This window comes from Methylobacterium sp. GXF4 (assembly GCF_000272495.1).
Taxonomy (GTDB): domain Bacteria; phylum Pseudomonadota; class Alphaproteobacteria; order Rhizobiales; family Beijerinckiaceae; genus Methylobacterium; species Methylobacterium brachiatum.
On sequence record NZ_AKFK01000013.1, the window covers coordinates 1 to 22,411 of the forward strand.

At 70.1% G+C, this 22,411-nt stretch carries 24 protein-coding genes; 14 read left to right on the forward strand and 10 right to left on the reverse strand.

Annotated elements, in window-relative coordinates; all coding sequences use genetic code 11:
* The 4 genes from WYO_RS02355 to WYO_RS02370 form a co-directional block, all read left to right on the forward strand.
* Window positions 1-590, forward strand: a 590-nt coding sequence (locus WYO_RS02355) for an ABC transporter substrate-binding protein (RefSeq protein ID WP_007558588.1), incomplete at its 5' end; no start/stop codon positions are given.
* A 235-nt stretch (window positions 591-825) separates the two neighbouring features.
* Complete coding sequence (locus tag WYO_RS02360) at window positions 826-1,728, forward strand: branched-chain amino acid ABC transporter permease (protein WP_007558590.1); 903 nt, start codon at window positions 826-828, stop codon at window positions 1,726-1,728.
* Window positions 1,729-1,737: 9 nt separating this feature from the next.
* Window positions 1,738-2,733, forward strand: a complete 996-nt coding sequence (locus tag WYO_RS02365; protein ID WP_007558592.1) for a branched-chain amino acid ABC transporter permease — start codon at window positions 1,738-1,740, stop codon at window positions 2,731-2,733.
* A 127-nt stretch (window positions 2,734-2,860) separates the two neighbouring features.
* Window positions 2,861-3,757: a dihydrodipicolinate synthase family protein gene (locus tag WYO_RS02370; protein ID WP_007558595.1), complete on the forward strand. Its 897-nt coding sequence runs from the start codon at window positions 2,861-2,863 to the stop codon at window positions 3,755-3,757.
* Window positions 3,758-3,856: 99 nt separating this feature from the next.
* Here the strand turns inward: WYO_RS02370 and WYO_RS02375 are convergent, their stop codons facing one another.
* The 3 genes from WYO_RS02375 to WYO_RS02385 form a co-directional block, all read right to left on the reverse strand.
* A complete protein-coding gene (locus WYO_RS02375) occupies window positions 3,857-4,126 on the reverse strand; it encodes a hypothetical protein (protein ID WP_039902018.1) in 270 nt (89 codons plus the stop codon).
* A 142-nt stretch (window positions 4,127-4,268) separates the two neighbouring features.
* Window positions 4,269-4,535: a hypothetical protein gene (locus WYO_RS02380; protein WP_007558599.1), complete on the reverse strand. Its 267-nt coding sequence runs from the start codon at window positions 4,533-4,535 to the stop codon at window positions 4,269-4,271.
* Between the two features lie 117 nt (window positions 4,536-4,652).
* Window positions 4,653-5,234 (reverse strand): hypothetical protein, encoded by a 582-nt coding sequence (locus tag WYO_RS02385; protein WP_007558601.1) that lies wholly within the window; start codon window positions 5,232-5,234, stop codon window positions 4,653-4,655.
* A 334-nt stretch (window positions 5,235-5,568) separates the two neighbouring features.
* Here WYO_RS02385 and WYO_RS02390 point away from each other — a divergent pair, with 334 nt between their 5' ends.
* From WYO_RS02390 to tkt, 10 genes are all read left to right on the forward strand, one after another.
* A complete protein-coding gene (locus tag WYO_RS02390; RefSeq protein ID WP_052311399.1) occupies window positions 5,569-6,000 on the forward strand; it encodes a hypothetical protein in 432 nt (143 codons plus the stop codon).
* Window positions 6,001-6,116: 116 nt separating this feature from the next.
* On the forward strand, window positions 6,117-6,407 hold the full coding sequence (locus WYO_RS02395) for a hypothetical protein (protein ID WP_007558605.1): 291 nt from the start codon (window positions 6,117-6,119) through the stop codon (window positions 6,405-6,407).
* Between the two features lie 72 nt (window positions 6,408-6,479).
* On the forward strand, window positions 6,480-7,376 hold the full coding sequence (locus WYO_RS02400; RefSeq protein ID WP_007558607.1) for a LysR substrate-binding domain-containing protein: 897 nt from the start codon (window positions 6,480-6,482) through the stop codon (window positions 7,374-7,376).
* Window positions 7,377-7,586: 210 nt separating this feature from the next.
* Window positions 7,587-8,336, forward strand: a complete 750-nt coding sequence (locus WYO_RS02405; RefSeq protein WP_007558609.1) for a glucose 1-dehydrogenase — start codon at window positions 7,587-7,589, stop codon at window positions 8,334-8,336.
* Window positions 8,337-8,347: 11 nt separating this feature from the next.
* A complete protein-coding gene (locus tag WYO_RS02410; RefSeq protein ID WP_007558611.1) occupies window positions 8,348-9,214 on the forward strand; it encodes a transketolase in 867 nt (288 codons plus the stop codon).
* Complete coding sequence (locus tag WYO_RS02415) at window positions 9,211-10,233, forward strand: transketolase family protein (protein WP_007558612.1); 1,023 nt, start codon at window positions 9,211-9,213, stop codon at window positions 10,231-10,233. Before WYO_RS02410 ends, WYO_RS02415 begins: the two co-directional genes overlap by 4 nt.
* Window positions 10,224-11,105, forward strand: coding sequence for an NAD(P)-dependent oxidoreductase (locus tag WYO_RS02420; protein WP_007558615.1), 882 nt, complete (start codon window positions 10,224-10,226; stop codon window positions 11,103-11,105). Before WYO_RS02415 ends, WYO_RS02420 begins: the two co-directional genes overlap by 10 nt.
* 228 nt (window positions 11,106-11,333) lie before the next feature.
* Window positions 11,334-12,350 carry a TRAP transporter substrate-binding protein gene (locus WYO_RS02425; protein ID WP_007558617.1) on the forward strand — a complete coding sequence of 339 codons (1,017 nt, stop codon included), beginning with the start codon at window positions 11,334-11,336 and terminating at the stop codon, window positions 12,348-12,350.
* Between the two features lie 12 nt (window positions 12,351-12,362).
* Window positions 12,363-14,255, forward strand: a complete 1,893-nt coding sequence (locus WYO_RS02430) for a TRAP transporter large permease subunit (RefSeq protein WP_007558619.1) — start codon at window positions 12,363-12,365, stop codon at window positions 14,253-14,255.
* A gap of 157 nt (window positions 14,256-14,412) precedes the next feature.
* The gene (gene tkt / locus WYO_RS02435) at window positions 14,413-16,404 is read left to right on the forward strand and encodes a transketolase (protein ID WP_007558621.1); all 1,992 of its coding nucleotides are present in this window, start codon (window positions 14,413-14,415) and stop codon (window positions 16,402-16,404) included.
* A 13-nt stretch (window positions 16,405-16,417) separates the two neighbouring features.
* On the opposite strand, the gene WYO_RS31385 is transcribed toward tkt, so the two are convergent.
* The 7 genes from WYO_RS31385 to WYO_RS31390 form a co-directional block, all read right to left on the reverse strand.
* The gene (locus tag WYO_RS31385; protein ID WP_007558623.1) at window positions 16,418-16,576 is read right to left on the reverse strand and encodes a hypothetical protein; all 159 of its coding nucleotides are present in this window, start codon (window positions 16,574-16,576) and stop codon (window positions 16,418-16,420) included.
* A gap of 201 nt (window positions 16,577-16,777) precedes the next feature.
* Window positions 16,778-18,418, reverse strand: coding sequence for an acyl-CoA synthetase (locus WYO_RS02440; protein ID WP_007558625.1), 1,641 nt, complete (start codon window positions 18,416-18,418; stop codon window positions 16,778-16,780).
* A complete protein-coding gene (locus WYO_RS02445) occupies window positions 18,415-19,452 on the reverse strand; it encodes a TRAP transporter substrate-binding protein (protein ID WP_007558628.1) in 1,038 nt (345 codons plus the stop codon). The genes WYO_RS02440 and WYO_RS02445 overlap by 4 nt, the downstream gene beginning before the upstream one ends.
* Before the next feature lie 220 nt (window positions 19,453-19,672).
* Complete coding sequence (locus tag WYO_RS02450; protein ID WP_007558630.1) at window positions 19,673-19,993, reverse strand: hypothetical protein; 321 nt, start codon at window positions 19,991-19,993, stop codon at window positions 19,673-19,675.
* A gap of 12 nt (window positions 19,994-20,005) precedes the next feature.
* On the reverse strand, window positions 20,006-20,758 hold the full coding sequence (locus tag WYO_RS02455) for an FkbM family methyltransferase (RefSeq protein ID WP_007558632.1): 753 nt from the start codon (window positions 20,756-20,758) through the stop codon (window positions 20,006-20,008).
* A 52-nt stretch (window positions 20,759-20,810) separates the two neighbouring features.
* Window positions 20,811-21,044 (reverse strand): hypothetical protein, encoded by a 234-nt coding sequence (locus tag WYO_RS28885; RefSeq protein WP_007558634.1) that lies wholly within the window; start codon window positions 21,042-21,044, stop codon window positions 20,811-20,813.
* A 230-nt stretch (window positions 21,045-21,274) separates the two neighbouring features.
* Complete coding sequence (locus tag WYO_RS31390; protein ID WP_039902015.1) at window positions 21,275-21,583, reverse strand: hypothetical protein; 309 nt, start codon at window positions 21,581-21,583, stop codon at window positions 21,275-21,277.
* Window positions 21,584-22,411 lie beyond the last annotated feature (828 nt).

Sequence of the window (22,411 nt, forward strand, 5' to 3'; positions counted from 1 at the left end):
CCTGCGAGAACATGCTGAAGGCCCAGGGGAGCGGCGCGCAGGTGATCGCGCTCGCCAATGCCGGCAGCGACACGGTCAACGCCGTCAAGCAGGCCGCCGAGTACGGCATCGGGCGCAGCGACAAGCAGGTGATCGCGCCGCTGCTGACCTACATCACCGACGTGAAGAGCCTCGGGCTGGCCAAGGCCCAGGACATGTACCTGACGGAAGCCTTCTACTGGGATTACGACGACCGCTCGCGCGCCTTCGCGGAGAAGTACTTCGCCAAGATGAAGCGCATGCCGAGCGCGTCCCAGGCGGCGGTCTACTCGGCCGTGCTGAGCTACCTCAAGGCGATCCAGGCGGCGGGCACCGACGAGGCCGGCGCCGTGATGGCCAAGCTGCGCACCATGACCATCGACGACGCGGTGATCCGCAACGGCAGGCTGCGCGCCGACGGCGCCCTCGTCCACGACATGCTGCTCCTGCAGGTGAAGAAGCCGTCGGAATCCAAGCGCGACTGGGACTTCTACAACGTCCGGGCGGTCCTGAGCGGCGACGAGGTGTTCCCGAAGCCGTCCGATGCCTGCCCGCTCAACGCCAAGGGGTGAAACGCTGTCGCGCAAGGGCGCGCACCGGCCTTCGGGATGGTGCGTCCCCTACCCGGTGTGGCCGCGGACTCCAGAGGTTTGCGCCGTCGAAGGCGCGGGTCCCCTCTCCCGCTCGGGAGAGGGGGCACGTCGAGCCCTGCAAGAGCGACGGTGCCTCGACCCTGTGGAGCCGTAGCCCTTGTGGCGCAGCCCCGAAAAGACCGTTCGACCCCTCCAACCCGCCGGTGACCCCGCGATGGACATCACCCTCCAGGCCTTCCTGGCCCAGCTCACCATCGGCCTGATCGGCGGCTGCTTCTACGCCCTGCTGAGCATGGGGCTCGCGATCATCTTCGGGCTGCTCAACATCATCAACTTCACCCACGGGGCGCAGTTCATGATGGCCGCCTTCCTGGCCTGGATCGGGCTGACCCAGATCGGGCCCTGGCTCGGCTATCCCGACTTCCAGATCAATTTCTGGGTCGCGCTGGTGCTGGCGCCGCTCTGCGTCGCCCTGTTCGGCATGGTCATCGAGCGCACGCTGCTGCGCCGGCTCTACCATCTCGACCACCTCTACGGCCTGCTCCTGACCTTCGGGGTGGCTCTGGTGATGGAGGGGGCGTTCCGCTACGCGTTCGGCGTCTCCGGCCAGGGCTACGAGCCGCCGGAGATCCTGCAGGGGCCGGTCGATGTCGGCTTCATGCTGCTGCCGAAATACCGCGTCTTCGTGGTCGTGGCCTCGCTGCTGATCTGCTTCGGCACCTGGTACCTGTTCGAGCGGACCAAGCTCGGCGCCTATCTGCGCGCCGGCACCGAGAACCCGCGCCTGCTCCAGGCCTTCGGCATCAACGTGCCGGTGATGATCACCCTCACCTACGGGTTCGGCGTGGCGCTCGCCGGCATCGCCGGGGTGCTGGCCGCCCCGATCATGCAGGTGACGCCGCTGATGGGCGGCAACCTGCTCAACATCGTCTTCGCCGTGGTGGTGATCGGCGGGCTCGGCTCGATCCTCGGCGCGATGATGACCGGCCTCGCCCTCGGGCTGATCGAGGGGCTGACCAAGGTGGTCTACCCCGAGGCCTCCACCGTGGTGGTGTTCGTCATCATGGCGCTGGCCCTGCTGGTGCGCCCGGCCGGCCTGTTCGGCCGCGAAGCCTGAGGGGAGCCGATGTCGAACACCGTCAAGATCTTTCTCGTCCTGGTCGGGCTCGCCCTGGTCGTGCCGTTCGTGCCGGGGCTGATCTACCCGGTCTTCGTGATGAAGGTGATGTGCTACGGGCTGTTCGCCTGCGCCTTCAACCTGCTCCTGGGCTTTACCGGGCTCGTCTCCTTCGCGCACGCCGCCTTCCTGGGCAGCGCCGGCTACGTCACCGGCGCCCTGATGATCCGGTTCGGCAACCACCCGCTGGGGATGCCGGCGGCCTTCGTGGCGGGCGTCGCCGCGGCGGCTTTGGTCGGCTTCGCCATCGGGGGCCTGGCGATCCGGCGGCGGGGCATCTACTTCGCGATGATCACCCTGGCGCTCTCGCAGATCGTCTACTTCCTGGCGGTGCAGTTCCGCTGGACCGGCGGCGAGGACGGGCTCCAGGGCATCCCGCGCGGCAGCCTGTTCGGGCTCGACCTCTCCTCCGACACGGCGATGTACTACGTGACGCTGGCGCTGTTCGCGGCGGGCTTCCTGTTCGTCGACCGCGTCGTCCACTCGCCCTTCGGCCAGATCCTGCAGGCGGTGCGGGACAACGAGGCCCGGGCGACCTCGCTCGGCTACGACACCGACCGGTTCAAGCTCCTGGCCTTCGTGATCTCGGCGGCGGTGGCCGGCTATGCCGGGGCGATGAAGGCTTTGGTGTTCCAGCTCGTCTCCCTCAACGACGTCTCGCTGCACACCTCGACCGAGGTGGTGCTGATGACCCTGCTCGGGGGCGTCGGCACGATCTTCGGGCCGCTGCTCGGGGCCGGGCTCGTGGTCGGGCTGCAGAACTACCTCGCGACCATCGGCGACCTCGTCACCGTGGTGATCGGCCTGATCTTCATCGTCTGCGTCTCGTTCTTCCGGCGCGGCCTCGTCGGCGAGTTCCTGCACCTGCGCCGGCGCCGGGCCGAGCGGGGCAAGAGGCGCCCGGTCCTGACCGCCACCCGCGCGCCGGCCGCCGAGGCGGCCTGAGCCGCGCCCCCTGCCCCGACGGGCAGCCCGAGTTCGCCGCCGCGCCGCACGAGGCGTGGGCGAAGCCATGGCCGCGCGGCCCAGGCGCGGTGCCGTTCAACCCCTCGATGCAGAAGGATCTTCGACCATGTGGACAGGTGTCATCCCGGCCGTCACGACCAAGTTCAAGCCCGACGGCAGCCTCGACTACGCCGAGATGGAGCGCTGCTTCAGCGTCCAGATGGAGGCGGGCTGCGACGGCATCATCGTGTGCGGCTCGCTGGGCGAGGGGCCGATGCTGTCCCACGACGAGCGCATCGCGGTGCTCCAGCGGGCCCAGTCGGTCACCAAGGGCAAGCCGACCCTGCTGACCGTCTCCGAGGCGGGCACCCGCGAGGCCTGCGAACTCGCCGCCAAGGCGGCCAAGGCCGGGGCCAGCGGCCTCATGGTGGTGCCGAGCCCGATCTACCACACCGACCCAGCCGAGACGGTCGAGACCCTGCGGGCCGTCGCGGCCGCGGGCGACCTGCCGGTGATGATCTATTCCAACCGCGTCGCCTACCGGGTCGATGTCACCCCGGAGATCATGGAGGCACTGGCCGCGGATCCGCGCTTTGTCGCCATCAAGGAATCCTCCGACGACATCCGCCGGACCACCGAGATCATCAACCGGCTGGGCGACCGCTATGCCGTGCTCACCGGCGTCGACAACCTCGCTCTCGAAGCCCTCGCGGTCGGCGCCTGCGGCTGGGTCGCCGGCCTCGTCTGCGCCTTCCCGGCCGAGACGGTCGCGATCTACCGCCTGATGCAGGCCGGCCGCCTCAAGGAGGCGCTGGCGATCTACCGCTGGTTCCGGCCGCTCCTCGACCTCGATGTCTCGACCTACCTGGTCCAGAACATCAAGCTCGCCGAAGCCCTCGCCATCAACTCGACCGAGCACGTGCGGGGCCCGCGCAAGCCCCTGTCCGGGGCGCGGCGGGAAGCGGTCGAGGCGATCGTGCGCAAGGCGATCGAGACCCGCCCCGCCCTCCCCGCGGCGGCGTGACGGTTATCGGCGGCACGACATCCGCGGACGCCATGCGATCACGGGTTCACCGCCCCGGCTGGCCCGGGCGGTGAACCCGCGGTTCTTCGACCGGTCGGGTCAGCGGCCGACGCCCACGCCGGTGCCGCCGCCGATCGGGGCGATCGCGTTCGGCCCGGTATTGGGGCTGGGCGTCGCGGCCTGGTTCCGCTCGATGTTCATCTGGAGCGTGTTGCCCTGCGTCGTCTGCTCCTGCCGCAGCGAGCGCATCTGGCTGTTGTACTCCATGGATTGGTTCGCGGCGTTCGGGTTGTTCTGCTGGACCTGGGCCAGGACCGGGGTCGAGACGAGCGGCGACAGGCAGAGGCCGGCGAGGAGAAGGATGCGCATGGTCAGGCTCTGAAGCGTGTGGGGGTTCACGGAGCCGACGCGCCCGGGCGCTGCCAAGTTCCGCCGACAACCAGCGACCTGATGCATCGGGGCAGCCCTGCGGGACGGGCCGTGCGCCGGCTCCGGCCGCGATGACGGCGGCTCAGCAACCGATGCAGACGCGCGGATCCCATTTCGGCAGGGGCTTCAGCGGCGGCAGCGGTTTCGGCGCCGCCGTGGTGGTCACGCTCTGCTCCGGCAGCGTGACCGCGAGGTTCCGCGCGGTGTCTCCGAGGATGGCGGCATCCTGGACCGGCTCGACCGCGGCGGGAGGGGCGATGCCGCCGGTCGGATCGCGATCGACCGCCCGCGCGGCGCCGAGGCTGAGCGCGACGGCCAAGCCGGCAACGAGGAGGCGGATGACGATCATGGGGGACTCCGCCGGCACAACGTGACGCGGGCGGCGCGGTTCAACCGGCCGCCCCGCCTGCGGTGCGGCGTATTGGGCCCGGTCCCGATGTCCGATGCGGTGCCGTCTCGGAACGCGTCAGGATCGCCGCGGGCGCAGCGACGAGGCCGGCAGGATCGTCGCGTGCCAGCGGTTGTCGTCCTGCGGCACCCACGGGCGCTCGACCGGACGCTCGGGCAGCCGGTACGCGACGGGGATCGACCCGACCGGCCATGCCACCGGCGCCGTCTGGAGATGCGCGAGCTTCCGCGGGGCCAGGCGTTTCGCCAGCCGGACCGGACGCGCCCGCGCGGCGATCCTGCGGCGGTCGTGCCGCTGGAGCCGGGCGTAGCGCTTGCGCAGCTGGGCGAGCCGGACCTTCGCCCGCGGGCGGCGCGCGGCCATCGTCACGCGCGGATTCGGCCGCGCCAGCTCGGCCAGGCTCGGCTTGTCGTAGCTGACCGGGGCGACGCGGTTGGCCGCCGTGATGCAGCCCGTGCAGATGGAGAGCGAAAGCTGCTGCCAGCGCTGCTGCTGTCTTTCCGCGATGAGCCCGGCGCGATCGATGCCCGCACCGGCATGGTCCGCGCTCCGGCTCGCGGGCAAGGCCGCGCTGATGCTCGGCAACGCGATGGCGAATGCAGAAAGCGCCGCCATCCAAGAGTGTGCAACGCGCGTCATGACCCATCTCGGCGGTCGCCAAAAGCCGCCAAGCTTCCTGTTGCCGTGTCGGTGCGGCCGAGCAAACCGTTTTCTTGGGCCGTCGGTATTCAATACGCACGCCGCGGGCGCGCCATCGGAACGGCGGTGCCCGCGATGCTTCGGGTGGCCGTGGCTGATCTCCTCGAGATGATCGCGCTATTTTGCAATCTCCTGAAGTATTGTTGGATTGTCTCCCGGTCGTTTCCGGCGCTCAGCCTCGACAAACGGCCGGATATATGGTTAATTCCACGGATCGCGGCCGACGATTAGGGCCGAGTCTGGCATCAGGGTGCTCATGAACGGTGTAAGGCGGATGGCAGCTCTCGGCTTGGTGCTCGTGACGGGGGCGTGCGCGCGTCTGCCGAATGTCCCGACGGCCTACAGCGCCTTGCCGCGCACGGTTTCATCCGGTGCCGCGGTGCCGGTGGCGACGGTTCCGGAGGCTCCGGTCGAGGCGCCGGCCGCCCTGCCCCGCATCGTCATCCCCGGCACCCTGACGGTCCCGGTCGCGGCTTTCGAGCCGCGCGGGCTGAGCCCGAACGCGGTCCTCGACTCGTCCCGGCGCAGCCGCATGACCTGGGAGGCGTTGCACCCCGGGGATCTCCTGAAGCCGCCGGCTCTCGCGGCGGCGGGGCAGCCGGCGCCGGCGGGGGCCGCGCCCCGGACCTACGACCGCGAGGCGATGATGGACCGCCTGCTCAAGGGCGGGCGCAATGCGGCGAGCGGCATCTGCTCCGGCTGCTGATCCCGGGCCGCCGCGGCCCGGCATGGTTAGCGGATCGCGTCTCCAGTCGCGTTCGGTTTACGCGCCGTTAACGGGTCCTGCCCAAGTTGCCGCGAGCGACCTGAGGGAGGCGTGGCATGGGTGCCTTGAAGGCGGAAGACGAGCAGGCTGTCGAGCGCCTGACGCTGCGGCTCCTGCAGGACGCCTATTGCGACCTCGCGGCCGTGCTCCGCGGCGCCCAGCCCGCGGCCGCCGCGGCCATCCTGGCCGTCATGGAACAGCGCGTCACCGACGTCCTCACCCGGATCTGCCAGCAGGGCTCCGAGGGCGCCGCCTCCGAGCGTATCGCGATCGCCGTCGGCGAGCGGATGGGCGAGATCATGGATCAGGCCCACGGCCGGGACGGAAGCGCGGCCCTGGCGGCGTGAGGCCGTTCCGCCGGCCGGGATCCGCCCCGCGGCCATTGCCAGCACCCTGAGCGCGGGCCCATCCTGCCGCGGATGCGTTCGCCCGTTCCCCTGTCCGCCGTGCGGATCTTCGAGGCCGCCGCGCGGCGACGCTCGTTCAAGGCGGCGGCCGGCGAGCTGAACCTGTCGCCGAGCGCGGTCAGCCACGCCGTGCGCAAGCTGGAGGAGACCCTCGGCGTCGCCCTGTTCGAGCGGACTGGCCAGGGCATCACCCCGACCCCGGCCGGCGAGGCCCTGTGCGACCATGTCGGCCGGGCCTTCGCCGAATTGAACCGCGGCTTCGACCTCGTGGCGAATCGCGGGCCGCAATTGCTGCGGCTGCACTGCGCCCCGAGCTTCGCCGCGCAATGGCTCGCGCCGCGACTGGCGCGCTTCCTCAGCGAGCATCCGGGCTTCGAGGTGCGGCTCGCCGCCGGCATGGACTACGCCCGGTTCATCACCGACGAGTTCGACGCCGACATCGTCTACGGGCCGCCCCGGGGCGAGGGCCTAGTGCGCATGCCGCTCGGGCTCGAGACCGTGACGCCGCTCTGCGATCCCGAGCGCGCCGCCCGGATCGCCGGCCCCGCCGACCTGTTCGCGCAGACCCTGATCCAGAGCGACAACAAGCAGGTGCGCTGGACCCATTGGTTCGAGCGCAACCGGCTGACCGCGCCGCCCACCGCCGCGATCCGCTTCGACCGGAGCTTCCTGGCCCTGGCGGCGGCGGCCGACGGGTTGGGCGTCGCCCTCGAATCCACCCGGCTCGCCGAGCGGGAGATCGCCGCCGGCCGCCTGGTCGCGCCTTTGGCCGGGCGGGCGGAGGATATCAGCTACACCGGCCACCATTTCGTCTGCCCGGCCGATGCCCGCCGCCGGGCGCCGCTGCGGGTCTTCGCCCGCTGGCTCGCCCGGGAACTCGCGATCGAGCTGGACGCCGAGCTCGCCTGAAACCCGAGGGCAGGTGAATCTCATTCACCTGCGGGTGCAGGATTCGCGTTTGTCCCGCGGGCGGCCCCGGGCCAATGTCGCCGCAACGAACAAGACGCGAGGAAACGTCACCGCGAGGCCGCCGATCCCCGGATCGCGGTCGCCGGCCTCAGCCTCCGTCGCGACGACAGGCTTCGATCCCGCACGCGCGCGGATCGCCGGGAGGGTCCCATGCTGCTGAACGATCGGGTCTGCGTGATCACCGGGGCGGCCTCCGCCCGCGGCATCGGGAAGGCCACGGCGCGCCTGTTCGCCCAGTCCGGCGCCCGCATCGCCGTGCTCGACCTCGATGCCGGCCAGGCCGAGGAGGCCGCCCGCGACATCGGCCCCGGCCATATCGGACTCGCCTGCAACGTGACCGACCGGGCCGCCTGTGACCGAGCCGCCGAGGAGATCGTCGCCCGGCTCGGGCGCATCGACGTGCTGGTCAACAATGCCGGCATCACCCAGCCGCTCAAGATCATGGAGATCGCGCCGGAGAACTACGACGCGGTCACCGACGTGAACCTGCGCGGCACCCTCTACATGAGCCAGGCCGTGATCCCGGGGATGCGCGGCCAGGGCTCGGGGGCGATCGTGTGCATGTCCTCGGTCTCGGCCCAGCGCGGCGGCGGCATCTTCGGCGGCCCGCATTACAGCGCCGCCAAGGGCGGCGTGCTCGGCCTCGCCAAGGCCATGGCCCGGGAACTCGGCCCCGACGGGATCCGGGTGAATTCCGTGACGCCCGGCCTGATCCAGACCGACATCACCGGCGGCAAGCTCACCCCCGAGCTCAAGGTCGAGATCGCCAAGGGCATCCCGCTGGGGCGCCTCGGGGTGGCCGACGACGTCGCCAAGGCCTGCCTGTTCCTGGCCTCCGACCTGTCCGCATACATCACCGGCGCGGTGATCGACGTGAACGGCGGCATGCTGATCCACTGAGGGGAAGTCCCATGCCGACCGAAAGGCTGCCGACCGAACGGCCCCGCGCGGGGTCCAACGTCCCGCTCAGCGAGCGCGCCTACCGCATCCGCCGCCACGCCCTGCGCATGGGCGAGGTCCAGGGCCAGGGCTACATCGCCCAGGCGCTCGGCATCAGCGACGTGCTGGCGGTGAGCTACTTCCACGCCATGACCTACCGGCCCGAGGATCCCGAATGGGAGGGCCGCGACCGGTTCCTGCTCTCGATCGGCCATTACGCCATCGCCCTCTACGCGGCGCTGATCGAGGCGGAGATCATCCCGGAGGACGAGCTGACGAGCTATGGCGGCGACGACAGCCGTCTGCCGATGTCCGGCATGGCCGCCTACACGCCGGGCATGGAGATCACCGGCGGCTCGCTCGGCCACGGTCTGGGTATCGCGGTCGGCATGTGCCTCGGGCTGAAGCGGAAGGGCTCGAAAAACTTCGTCTACAACCTGTTCTCCGACGGCGAGCTCGACGAGGGCTCGACCTGGGAGGCCGCCATGTCGGCGGGCTCGTTCAAGCTCGACAACCTGATCGGCCTCGTCGACGTGAACGGCATGCAGGCCGACGGCGCCTCCACGGGGGTGCTCAACTTCGAGCCGCTGGCCCCGAAATTCGAGGCGTTCAACTGGTTCGTGCAGCGGGTCGACGGCAACGACCTCGACGCGCTGGTGGCGGCCTTCGACGCCGCCCGGAACCACCCGGGGCCGCAGCCCCGGATCATCATCTGCGACACGCGCATGGCCAAGGGCGTGCCGTTCCTGGAGGCGCGCGAGCGCAACCACTTCCTGCGCGTCGAGCCGGACGAGTGGCAGCGGGCGCTGGCAATCCTGGACGAAGGGAGGGTGCGGTGAGACGCTCGAAATACGAGAAGCCCGCGCCCCGCGAGGGCGGCAGCCTCAAGACCTCGGCGATGATCGCCTCGCTCGCCGCCCCCGGGCAGCGCACCAAGGCCGCGCCCTTCGGCCATGCCCTGGTCGAGCTCGCCAAGACGCGGCCCGACATCGTCGGCCTGTCGGCGGACCTCTCGAAATACACCGACCTGCACATCTTCGCGCAGGCCCATCCCGAGCGGTTCTACCAGATGGGGATGGCCGAGCAGCTCCTGATGAGCGCGGCGGCCGGGCTCGCCCGGGAAGGCTTCACGCCGTTCGCCACCACCTACGCGGTGTTCGCGGCGCGGCGGGCCTACGACTTCATCTGCCTGGCGATCGCGGAGGAGAATCTCGACGTCAAGATCGCCTGCGCCCTGCCCGGCCTGACCACCGGCTACGGCCCGAGCCACCAGGCGACGGAAGACCTCGCGATCTTCCGCGGCATGCCCAACCTCACGATCATCGACCCCTGCGACGCCCACGAGATCGAGCAGGTGGTGCCGGCCATGGCCGCCCATAAGGGGCCGGTCTACCTGCGGCTCCTGCGCGGCAACGTCCCCCTGGTGCTCGACGAGTACGGCTACACGTTCGAGCTCGGCAAGGCCAAGACGATCCGCGACGGCCGCGACGTGCTCGTGATCGCCTCCGGGCTGATGACCATGCGGGCGCTGGAGGTGGCCGACGCCCTGCGCGACGACCGGATCGACGTGGCGGTCCTGCACGTGCCGACGATCAAGCCGCTGGACGAGGCGACGATCCTGCGCGAGGCCGGGCGCGGCGGCCGGCTCGTGGTGGTGGCCGAGAACCACACGGTGATCGGCGGCCTCGGCGAGGCGGTGGCCGGCCTGCTGATGCGCAACGGCACGATGCCCGAGCGCGGCTTCCGCCAGATCGGCCTGCCGGACGAGTTCCTCGACGCCGGCGCCCTGCCGACGCTCCACGACCGCTACGGGATCTCGGCGGCCGCCATGGCGCGGAGCATCCGCGGATGGCTCTGAGCCGCCTTGCCTTCGTCGGCCTCGGTGCCATGGGCCTGCCGATGGCGGGCCACCTCGTCGCCGCGGGGTTTTCCGTGCGCGGCTACGACATTCGGGCGGAGAGCCGCGCGGCCGTCGTGGCCCTGGGCGGGGCGCCGGCCGAGACCCTGGCACAGGCGACTGACGGCGCCGACGCGCTCCTCCTGATGGTGGTGAACGCCGCCCAGGCCGAGGACGTGCTGTTCGCGCACGGCGCCCTCGACGCCCTCGCCCCGGACGGGATCGTGGTCCTGATGGCGACCTGTCCGCCGGGGGCCGTGGAGGCCATCGCGGCACGCGTCCGCGCCACCGGCCGCCGGTTCGTGGATGCCCCGGTCTCGGGGGGCGTCGTCGGCGCGAAGGCCGCCAAGCTCACGATCATGGCCGCGGCCCCGGCTGCGACGCTGGCGGCGATCCGCCCGGTCCTCGACGCGCTCGGCGACCGGATCTTCCATGTCGGCGAGCGGCCGGGCCAGGGCGCCACCGTCAAGGCGGTGAACCAGCTCCTGTGCGGCGTCCATATCGCGGCCGCCGCCGAGGCGATGGCCCTGGCCGGGCGGGTCGGGGTCGATTGCGCGGTGGTGCTGGAGATCCTCTCGGGCTCCTCGGCCGCGAGCTGGATGCTGCGCGACCGCGGGCCCCGGATGCTGGCGGCGGAGCCGGAGGTGACCAGCGCGGTCGACATCTTCGTCAAGGATCTCGGCATCGTGCTGGAGGCCGGACGCAGCGCCGGCGCGGCCCTGCCGCTGGCGGCGCTGGCCCATCAGCTCTTCGTCTCGACCTCGGGCCGGGGCGACGGCGCCGCCGACGACAGCCAGGTGGTGCGCGCCTATCGCGCCCTCAACGGGGACTGAGCGGATCCGTCAGTGGGCGGTGAAGTGTCGGCGTTTGTGCGCCGTCACGGCTTGTCCCCGCGCCGCTGAGCCTGGATGATTGGCGCCGGAGCAGAAACGGCGCGTGAGACGCACAGAAGCGGTCCGCCGGTACCAGTACCGGGCCGCGAAGACTGAAGGGCCGCACGATCCACACGACCGGTTAACGGCGGGGATCGCGCGGCTCGGGACGACCCAGGGAGTGAAACCATGCGCCACACGCGTTTCAGCCGCCGCAGCCTGCTCGCGGGCGCGGCCGCCGTTCCGGTCTTCGGCATCCTGACCCGGCGCGGGCAGGCGGCCGAGTTCTCCTACAAGCTCGCCACCGGCCAGGACCCGACCCACCCGGTCAACGTCCGGGCGCAGGAGGCCCTCGACCGGATCCGCGAGGCGACCGGCGGGCGGCTGGAGATCAAGCTGTTCCCGGCCAACCAGCTCGGCTCCGACACCGACCTGCTGGCGCAGGTGCGCAACGGCAGCGTCGAGTTCTTCAACCTCGCCACCTCGATCCTCGCCACCTTCGTGCCGGCCGCGAGCCTGCCCAACACCGGCTTCGCCTTCAAGGATTACGACGCGGTCTGGGCGGCGATGGATGGCGGGCTCGGCGACTACGTCCGGGCCGAGATCGCCAAGACGCCGATCCTCACCGTCTCGAAGGTCTGGGACAACGGCTTCCGGCAGATCACCTCCTCGACTCGCGAGATCAGGACCCCCGAGGACCTGAAGGGCTTCAAGATCCGCGTGCCCCCGGCGCCGATGCTGACCTCGCTGTTCAAGGCGCTCGATGCCGGCGCGGCGCCGATCAATTTCAACGAGCTGTACTCCGCCCTCCAGACCAAGGTCGTCGAGGGCCAGGAGAACCCGCTCGCCATCACGGCCACCGCCCGGCTCTACGAGGTGCAGAAATCCTGCAGCCTGACCGGGCATGTCTGGGACGGCTACTGGATCCTGGGCAACAAGAAAGCCTGGCAGCGCCTGCCGGAGGACCTGCGCCGGACGGTTTCCAGCGAGCTCGACCGGTCCGGCACCGACCAGCGCGCGGATGTGGCCAAGCTCAGCCTGTCCCTGCGCGAGAGCCTGACCGCCAAGGGTATCAGCTTCGTCGACGTCGACCGCGCGCGCTTCCGCGAGGCCCTGGGCCGGACGAGCTTCTACCGGGACTGGAAGGCCAAGTACGGCGATGCGGCGTGGTCGCATCTCGAAGACGTATCCGGCAAACTCACCTGAGGAACGACCGCCATGCAGATCGACATCGCGGCCGTCGAGAGCGCGGCCGGGCTTGAGCTGGCGGGGCCGCCCCTGCGCGCCCGGTCCTGGCTGCGCAAGCTGGACGTGGCCCTGGGCTACCTGGTGGAGATCCCGGCGGCGCTGCTGGTTCTGGCCGAGATCGCCGTCCTGTTCGGCGGCGTGGTCAGCCGCTACGTGTTCCGCGAGCCGCTGGTCTGGTCGGACGAGCTGGCCGCGATCCTGTTCCTGTGGCTCGCCATGCTGGGCGCCGTGGTCGCCTTCCGCCGGGCCGAGCACATGCGCATGACCGCCATCGTGGCGATGTGCGGCCCGCGCCTGCGCGCCTTCCTGGAGACGGTCGCCCTGGTGGCCGGCCTGATCTTCGTGGCCCTGGTGCTGGAGCCGGCCTTCGAATTCGCCAGCGAGGAGACCTTCGTCCAGACCCCCGCGCTGGAGCTCAACAACGCCTGGCGGGCCGCCGCCCTGCCGATCGGCTTCGGCCTGATGCTGCTCGTCGCGCTGATCCGCCTGCTGGAGACCGCCGACTGGCGCCTCACCGTCGGGGCCCTGGCGCTGGGCGGCGGCATCGCCGCCGGGCTCGTCGCGCTCCAGCCCGTCTTCGCGGGGCTCGGCAACCTCAACCTGCTGCTGTTCTTCGTGCTCGGCGTCGGCGCCCTGGTCTTCTCCGGCGTGCCGATCGCCTTCGCGTTCGGTCTGTCCACCTACGCCTACATCACGCTCACCACCAACGCCCCGTCGATGGTGGTGGTCGGGCGCATGGACGAGGGTATGAGCCACCTCATCCTGCTCGCGGTGCCGCTGTTCGTGTTCCTCGGCCTGCTGATCGAGATGACCGGCATGGCCCGGGCGATGGTCGGGTTCCTGGCCTCGCTGCTCGGCCATGTCCGCGGCGGCCTGCACTACGTGCTGGTCGGCGCCATGTACCTCGTCTCGGGCATCTCCGGCTCGAAGGCCGCCGACATGGCCGCGGTCGCGCCCGTGCTGTTTCCGGAGATGAAGGCGCGGGGCGCCAAGGAGGGCGACCTCGTGGCCCTGCTCGCCACCACCGGCGCGCAGACCGAGACAATCCCGCCCTCCATCGTGCTGATCACCATCGGCTCGGTCACCGGCGTGTCGATCACCGCCCTGTTCACCGGCGGCCTGATGCCGGGCCTGGTTCTGGCCGTGACCCTCTGCGCCCTGGTCTGGTGGCGCTACCGCCGGGAGGACCTGAGCCATGTCGCCCGGCCGTCGCGGGGCGTGATCGGCCGCGCCCTCGTGGTGGCGGTGCCGGCCCTGGCCCTGCCCTTCGTGATCCGCTTCGCGGTGGTCGAGGGCATCGCCACCGCCACCGAGGTCTCGACCATCGGCATCGTCTACGCGGTGCTGGCGGGGCTCCTGATCTACCGCCAGTTCGATTGGCGGCGGCTCTACCCGATGCTGGTCATGACCGCGACCCTGTCGGGGGCGATCCTGCTGATCATCGGCGCGGCCACCGGCATGGCCTGGGCGCTGACCCAGTCGGGCTTCTCGCAGACGCTCGCGGTGGCGATGAAGAGCCTGCCCGGCGGACCCGTGGGCTTCCTGTTCGTGTCGGCGGGCGCCTTCATCATCCTGGGCTCGGTGCTGGAGGGCATCCCGGCCATCGTGCTGTTCGGCCCGCTGCTGTTCCCGATCGCCCGGCAGGTCGGCGTCCACGAGGTCCACTACGCGATGGTGGTGATCCTCGCGATGGGCATCGGCCTGTTCGCCCCGCCCTTCGGGGTCGGCTACTACGCCGCCTGCGCGATCAGCCGGATCCACCCGGACGCGGGCATGCGCCCGATCGTCGGCTACATCCTGGCCCTGCTCGTCGGCCTCGTCGTCATCATCCTGGTCCCCTGGTTCTCGATCGGGTTCCTCTGAAAATCCCGGATCCGAAAGGTCCGAGACCTTTCGTGGGGGCAGGGCAAAGCCCTGCTGCACAGCCAAGACCGCTTCATCAGGGCTCCGCCCCGATACCCCGCCAAAGGGCTGAGCCCTTTGGAAACCCCGACGCACGCCTGAACCTCGAGCCACCGCCATGCCAGAGACCCGAGAAGCCCTCACCGCCCGGATGGCCGACGCGATCCGCTTCCTGTCCCTCGACGCCATCGAGCGGGCGGGCGACGGGCATCCCGGCGCGCCGCTGGGCTGCGCCGAGATCGCGGTGGCTCTGTTCACCCGCCACCTGAAGTGCAACCCGGCCGACCCGGAATGGCCGGATCGCGACCGCTTCGTGCTCTCGAACGGGCACGGCTCGATGCTGCTCTATGCGGCGCTCCACCTCGCCGGCTATGCCGGCCTGCCGATGGAGCAGATCCGCCGCTTCCGCGAGCTCGGCTCGCACACCCACGGCCATCCGGAGATCGCCCCCGAGCTCGGCATCGAGGCGACCACCGGGCCCCTCGGGCAGGGCATCGCCAACGCCGTCGGCATGGCCGTGGCCGAGGCCAAGCTCGCCGCGGAGTTCGGGCCCGGCCTCGTGGATCACCGCACCTATGCGCTGGTCGGCGACGGCTGCCTGCAGGAGGGCATCGCCCACGAGGTGATCTCGCTCGCCGGCCATCTGCGCCTGGCGAAGCTGACCTTCCTGTGGGACGACAACCGGATCACCGACGACGGCGCCACCGACCTGTCGATCTCGGAGGACGTGCGCGCCCGCTTCCGCGCCGCCGACTGGCAGGTGATCGACGCGGACGGCCACGACGTCGAGTCCGTCTCCGCCGCGATCCGCCTCGCCCAGTCCGACCCGCGCCCGACCCTGATCGCCTGCCGCACCGTGATCGGCCGCGGCCTGCCGCGGCTGGAGGGTCAGCGCGGCGCTCATGGCGGGCGGGTGTTCGAGACCGACCTCGCCGAGGCCCGGGCCGCGAAGGGCTGGGACCATCCGGCCTTCACGGTGCCGGACGACGTCGCCGCGGCGTGGCGCAGCGGCGCCGCCGAGCGCAACCGCGCCGCCTATGCGGCCTGGCAGGCCCGGCGCGAGGCCCTGCCCGCCCCGGTCCGGGCAGAGTTCGACCGGGTGAGCGCCGGCCGCCTGCCGGAGACCTGGCGCGACGCGCTCCGGACCCAGCGCGACCGCCTCGCCGCCGCCGGCGCGGCGCGCCCGAGCATCGAGGTCTCCGCCGAGATCGTCGCCGCCCTGTCGGAGGCGATCCCAGAGCTGTTCTCCGGCGCCCCGGATCTCGAAGGGCCGACCCGGCACAAGGGTGAACTCCACGCCTTCACGGCGCAGGACCGCTCCGGGCGCTACCTGCATTACGGCATCCGCGAGCACGCGATGGGCTCGATGATGAACGGCATCGCGGCCCATCGCGGCCTGGTGCCGGTGGGCGCCACCTACCTGGTCTTCTCGGATTACATGCGCCCGTCGCTGAGGATGGCGGCGCTGATGAACCTGCCGGTCATCACGGTCTACAGCCACGATTCGATCGCCATCGGCCGCAACGGCCCGACCCACCAGCCGGTGGAGTACCTCGCCGCGCTCCGGGCGATCCCGAACATGCTAGTGCTGCGCCCGGCGGACGCGGTCGAGACGGCGGAATGCTGGGAGATGGCCTTGGCCAACCGGCACGGGCCGTCGTCGCTGATCTGCTCCCGGCAGCCGCTTCCCGCCTTACGCCGGCCGGGCGGCCCCGAGAATCGCAGCGCCCGGGGCGCCTATGTGCTGGCGGAAGCCGAGGGGACGCGGCGGGTCACGCTGATCGGCACCGGCTCGGAGGTGGCGCTGGCGCTCGCGGCCCGCGACGCGCTCCAGGCGGAGGGCGTGCCGACCGCGGTGGTCTCGATGCCGTCCTGGGAGGCGTTCGCGGCGCAGGACGAGACCTATCGCCGGCAGGTCATCCCGCGGGACACGGTCCGGGTCGCCGTGGAGGCCGCCCTGCGCTTCGGCTGGGACCGCTGGATCGGCGAGGAGGGCGGCTTCGTCGGCATGACCGGCTTCGGCGCCTCCGGGGCGCCGGAGGCGCTGTTCCGCCATTTCGGCATCACCGCCGAAGCCGTGGTCGAGGCTGCGCGGGCGCGCCTCGCCTGACGCTGTCGGCCGGTCAGATCATCCCGGCGCCGCCGGTGCGCGCGACGCGCTCGCGCTGCTCGGCGTAGCGACCGGCGGCGACGCGCTTCAGCGCGCCTTCGAGGCGGCCGGCGACCTGGCCGAGAAGCGAGCGCTCCGAGCGGAAGCCGACGAGATACGCGAGGGTGGCCATCGTGCCCGATCCCGAACAAGGGCCGGGCAAGGGCGCCCGGTTGCTGCGGTGCAATATGCGCCTGCCCGGGATCGCGCGTGAGAGGTCTCTTTTGCGGCCTGCCATGCAGGGAAAGCATGAAGCGCGCACGAAATCTTCACCGACCCGGTCCGCCTACGGTCTCGGCCGGGTGCGGTGCAGCGAATGCAGATTCCGGGTCCGTTACCGTCCGGCAGGGGAACCGGCATCGAGGGGCAGGCAGCCGCGGGCCTCGAGCCCCTCGCGGATCGCCCGCTTGGTGATCTTGCCGTAGCCGGATTTCGGCAATGCGTCCCAGAAGAACACCCGCTTGGGCAGCTTGTAGCGGGCGACCTCGCCGGAGAGCCACGCGATCAGCTCCGCCTCGCCGACTTCAGTGCCGGGACGGGTGACGCAAACCGCCACGCCGACCTCGCCCCAGGCCGGGTCGGGCACCCCCAGGATCGCCGCCTCGGCGATGGCAGGGTGCCGCAGCAGCCTCTCCTCGGTCTCGCGCGGATACACGTTCGACCCGCCCGAGATGTACATGTCGGAGGCGCGGCCGGTGATGAACAAGAACCCTTCCGGGTCGAGATGGCCGAGATCGCCGGTCCGGAACCAGCCGTTCCGGAAGGCGGCCGTGTTCGCCTCCGGGTTGTTGTAGTAGCCCGCGAACACCGCCGGGCCGCAGACGCAGATCTCGCCGGTCTCGCCCGCCGGCAGCTCCCGCCCGTCCCCGTCCTGGATCTGCACCTGCATGCCGGTGCGCTCGAAGCCGCAGGTGCCGACCTTCACACCCGGCCCGTCCTCGGCGGCATGGAGGCGGGGCGGCAGCACGGTGATGTTGCCGGTCACCTCGCCGAGCCCGAAATACTGGACCAGCACCGGCCCGAGCGCCCGCAGCGCCCGCTTCTGGTCCTCCCGGTACATCGGCGCGCCGGCATAGATCACGTGGCGCAGGCTCGTATGGTCGTGGGCCGCCACCGCCGGGTGCTCGGTGATGAGCTTCACGATGGTCGGCACCGTGAACAGGTTGGTGATGCGCCACCGCTCCACCAGGGACCAGACCTCCGCGGGGTCCAGGCGCGTGCCGCCGGTGAGCACGGTCTTCGCGCCGGCCGCGACCTGGGCGAGCTGGTGGATGCCGGCGCCGTGCGAGAGCGGCGCGACGACCAGGGAGGCGTCGGCCTCGGTGGTGCCCGGCATCAGGTCGCAGAGATGGTTGGTGATGACGAAGGCCATCTGGCCGTGGGTGAGCACCGCCGCCTTCGGCCGGCCGGTGGTGCCCGAGGTGAAGAAGAACCAGCACGGGTCGTCGTGCTCGACATCGGCGGTCGGGGCCGCCTCCCCGGCATGCGCGGCGACCAGGGCGTCGTAATCCAGCCCGAAGGCCGAGCCGCCGATCTCGACCACGAGGCCCAGCTCGGGCACGGCCGCGCGGATCGCGGCGGCGTGATCGGGGAACTCCGTGCCGCAGATCAACGCCGAGGCGCCGCTGGCGCTGGCGAGATAGGCGACCTCCGCGGGCGTCTGCCGAAAGTTCGTCGGCACCCAGACGGCGCCGAGCCGGAAGCAGACGAACATCGACTCGAACAGCGGGTTGCCGTTGCGGGCCTGGACCAGCACGCGGTCGCCCTTGGCGATCCCCCGGGCCGCCAGCGCCGCCGCCATGGCGTCGACCCGGGCATCGAGGGCGCCCCAGCTCCAGCTCCGGTCACCCCAGGCGAGGCCGATCGCGTCCGGCCAGCGGCGGGCCGCCCGGCGCAGGAAATGGGCGAGGTTCATCACCCGCCGCGAACAGGGCGCGACGCCGCCGCGCGGCGCCGGCCCCGTCGGGCCGTTCACGCCAGCTTCCCGCAGGCCTTCTCCAGGAGGGACCAGCCCTCCTCACCGTAGCGGCCCTTCCATTCGGCGTAGAAGCCGGCCTTGCGCAGCTTCTCGCGGAAGGGTTCCGGATCGGGCTTGTTGAACACGAGGCCGTTCTTGGTCAGGTCTTCCTGCAAGCTGGCATTGAGCTTGGCGACGTCGGCCCGCTCCTTCATCCCGGCCGCGTTGATATGGCGGGCGACCATCGTGCGCAGATCCTCGGGGATCCGCTCCCAGGCCCGGCGGTTCGCCAGGAACCAGTAGCCGTCCCACATGTGGTTGGTGAGCGAGCAGTATTTCTGCACCTCGTAGAACTTGGTCGTGGCGATCACCGCCAGCGGGTTCTCCTGGCCCTCGACGATCTTGGTCTGGAGGGCCGAGTAGGTCTCGTTCAAATTGATCGAGGCGGGGGCGGCCTCGAAGGCCCGGAACATCGAGGTCCAGAGCGGCGAGACCGGCACGCGGATCCGGAAGCCCTTGAAGTCGTCCGGGCTGGCGATCGGCCGGGTCGAGGAGGTGGTCTGGCGGTAGCCGTTGTCCCAGATCTTCTCCATGGCGACGAGGTTGGCCTTGGCGATCTGCTGGCGGACCCAGGCGCCGAGCTCGCCGTCCATCGCCGGCCAGACGGCGTCGTAATCCGGGAAGGCGTAGCCGATGCCGTTGATCGAGGCGTTGGGCACCAGGGTCGAGAGGATCAGCGGCGACATCGTGAAGAACTCGACGCTGCCCGAGCGCAGCTGGCTCAGCGTGTCGGTGTCCGAGCCGAGCTGGCTCGTGGGGAAGATTTTCAGATCGAACCGGCCGCCGCTCTCGACGCGCAACGCCTCCGCCATCTCGCGGGCGCGGACATTCATCGGATGCGTGTCGGGCAGGTTGTTCGCGTATTTGTAGGTGAAGTCCGCGCGCTGCGCCCGGGCCACGTGCGGCATGGCCACGCCCCCGGCGAGGATCGCCGTCGAGCCCGTCGCGAGGAACCGGCGACGGGACAGGGACGAGCGAAATGGAGACGACATGGGCGGCCCTCCTGATTTGGGCACGCGGGCCCGGCGTTTCCTCAGGGTCCGCGTTCGTGCGCGGACTCTCTGTATCTCGACGCTTCGATAGCGACTGGCCGAAACCAGTCAACGGGGCCGCAGCGGCTCGGCTGTCGGAGCTGGGGACTTGTCAGGCCGTCCGAGCCGGCACCGCGTCGACCCCGCCGGGGGCATCCGCGGCGGACAGCCTGCTCCGGGCCTACGCGGCCGGCACTTGCTGCTCGAGATGGGCGCGAAGGATCGAATACTGCTCGACGACCTTGTCGAGCTTCTCGGTATTCGCCGTCCGGATCCGTTCCGAGCCTTCGTGCGGCCGGTAGGTGGCGGCATAATGGGCGGCATGCGCCTTCAGCTTCGTCGCCACGAAGGCCATGTCGGCCGACCAGGCGACCTCCCGGCGGACCAGCTGGAGGCGCTGCGTGATCTCGAGCCATTGCAGGTCGAGCGCGATGCCGCCGCCCATCTGCTTGAACAGGTCGAACATCGAGTCGAGGATCGCGATGGCGTTCTGCGCGGACACGGTGCCGGCCTCTCAAGCGCCGGAGGTCACGAGATCGGGCCGCGCGTACCAATCGTCGAACAGGGACAATTGCCGGAACCGGCGGCGGTAGCCCAGGCCGGTCAGCAGCGCGTGGATCTTCTCGCGGCTGTCCGAAAAGTTGTGCTCGACGCTGATCAGCGCGATGTCGTGGCGGGTGAAATCGAAGCTGTTCAGCACGTCGAACTCGCCGCCTTCCACGTCGATGCTCATGTAGTCGATCCGCTTGGGCGCGCGGGCCTCCGCGAGGAAGCGCTCCAGCGAGATCGTCCGCACCGGATATTGTCGGCTCTCCTGGCGGAACTGCGCGTGGAAATCGCCTTCCACCAGGTCGTTCATGCCCGACAGCTCGCCGATATCGACCTCGTCGAACAGGACCTCGACCCCGTCGGTCTTGTAGACGCATTTGTCGGAGATGTAGCAGGTTCGGTTCGCGTATAGCGCGGCGTGCCAGGCCCGGGCCGGCTCCGCGAGGGCGCCCTGCCAGCCGAAGGTCTTCTCGAGCAGGAGCGTGTTGCTGAGGCTGATGCCGTCGCAGGCGCCGAACTCGACGAAATAGCCGTGCCGCTTCTCCTTCAGCTCGTACAGGACCCAGAGGTCCTGCAGCAGCTGCGCGTTGGAATACGGGGCCATCTTCGTGGCGAAGGCCAGGAACTCGATCTCGGATTCCAGGAGATGGGGCTTGTCGTCCAGGTTGTTCCTGAGATCGATCAAGGCGTTGAACACCGTCAGGAGCTCGACATCCATGGCCCTGTGTTCCACCTTCTGCATGAGACCGATGCGGGAGTTCGCGGGCGCTCTAAAGACGCGCGCCGCCGAGGGACTGGCCCCCGAGAATCCTGTTCGAGCCCTCGAACAGGACCGCGTGCTGGAGCGAATCCGGCTCGCGGTCCGGGACGGTGCGCGCCGCCTTGCGAATGGCGAGCACGAACCGCTTGCGGCTGAACCCGTAGGGCCGCAGGCTCGCCAACAGGGCCTCGACCAGTTTGGCCATCGCATCGGAATGCGCCTGCGCCCGATCGCGGTCCCGCACGGCCGTGTCGCGCTCCGCCTTGATCAGCGCCAGCTCGATCTGCTGCTGCTGCTGGATCTGGCGGATGTATCGGGTGTCGATGTCCTAGACGGGATTCGTCGTCATACGGAAGTCTCCGAGACCCGGAGGGGATCGGGCCGGGGCCAGGCCGGCGACAGGACCGAGCTCATGTGAAGGCTTCGATTCCTCTGAGGATCGATCCTCGACGCAGCGCCGTCGGCGACGCACCTCTACGCGGCCTGTGCGTCTCGCGCGCCCTGCAGGTCAAGCCAGAGATCCAGACCCAGCGGGCCCTGTTTGCGGATCGCGACCCGCGCCCGCAGCATTTCACCCCCGCGAACGAGCGTCAGATGCTCCGGAATCCCGCCGGCCGTGATCACGCGCACATGGGCGCTGCCCTCGTCGGATGCCAGGATCGCGCAGGGGACGTCGAAGCTACCGAGCCTGATGGTCGCTTTCGGGGGCGGAGTGGGGTGAACGAAATGCTTGCTGGCCATGCTGTGCGCATCCGCCTTCTGGAAGGGGGCAGAGTAGGCCATATCCGATGCGTCTTGTGTCGTCGGGCGGCAACGGCTTCGACAAATGCGCCGGTGCAACGGTCCGTGGTGAGGCTTGACCCGGCGGCGAATGCAGCGCGCTGCGCATGTGTCGACCGGAGGCGGAAGACGTATTCTGTCCTTAGCCTTCAGCACGTGCAGGATGCCGCTGATGACCCGCCTGTCATCGACGCGAGGTTTGCTCCGTTGGCCGTGAGGGCTGGTGTGCCTCGATCTGAGCTGCGGCAGCGGGGTGTCGCGATTCGCGATCTGGATCGCGACCGCATGCCGGCTGGCCCGGTTTGGATCAGGCGCCGTTGGTCCTCTGAATGACGGGCCGAGGATGGCAGGTTTGACCTGACGGATGCCCGGCATCCACCCTCCGTCAGGGCTCAGGATGCCCGAAAACCTCGCGCTCAGCGGGGCCTAGCGTGGTGGAGCAAGGGGCGAACGGGGCACAGGTTATGCGCTCTGGCCATCAGTCCGTCGAAGAGCATTGCCGCCGGTGCGCGGGTCGACAGCATCGCCCTTGGGCAGACCAGGGCGGAGCACGAGCAGAACGCTGGCCAGCACCGCCCGGTTTTTGGTCGGACGGTGCCCGTCCCCCGAACGGCAACGCGGCAGTTGCAGCGGCGGGGCAATCCCGTCCGTGAGTTTTTCGGTGTGCAGTGGTCGATCCATAGCCGATCGATGCATAATCTTAACCATCGTGCCGATTCCAATAGAGCGCGACAAATATTTATTCCAAATACATGCCGTTATTTCGGCATATTGAAAATTTTAATTTTACATTGGGATGATATATATCATGGTGTATTGTAGTTTTTTGGC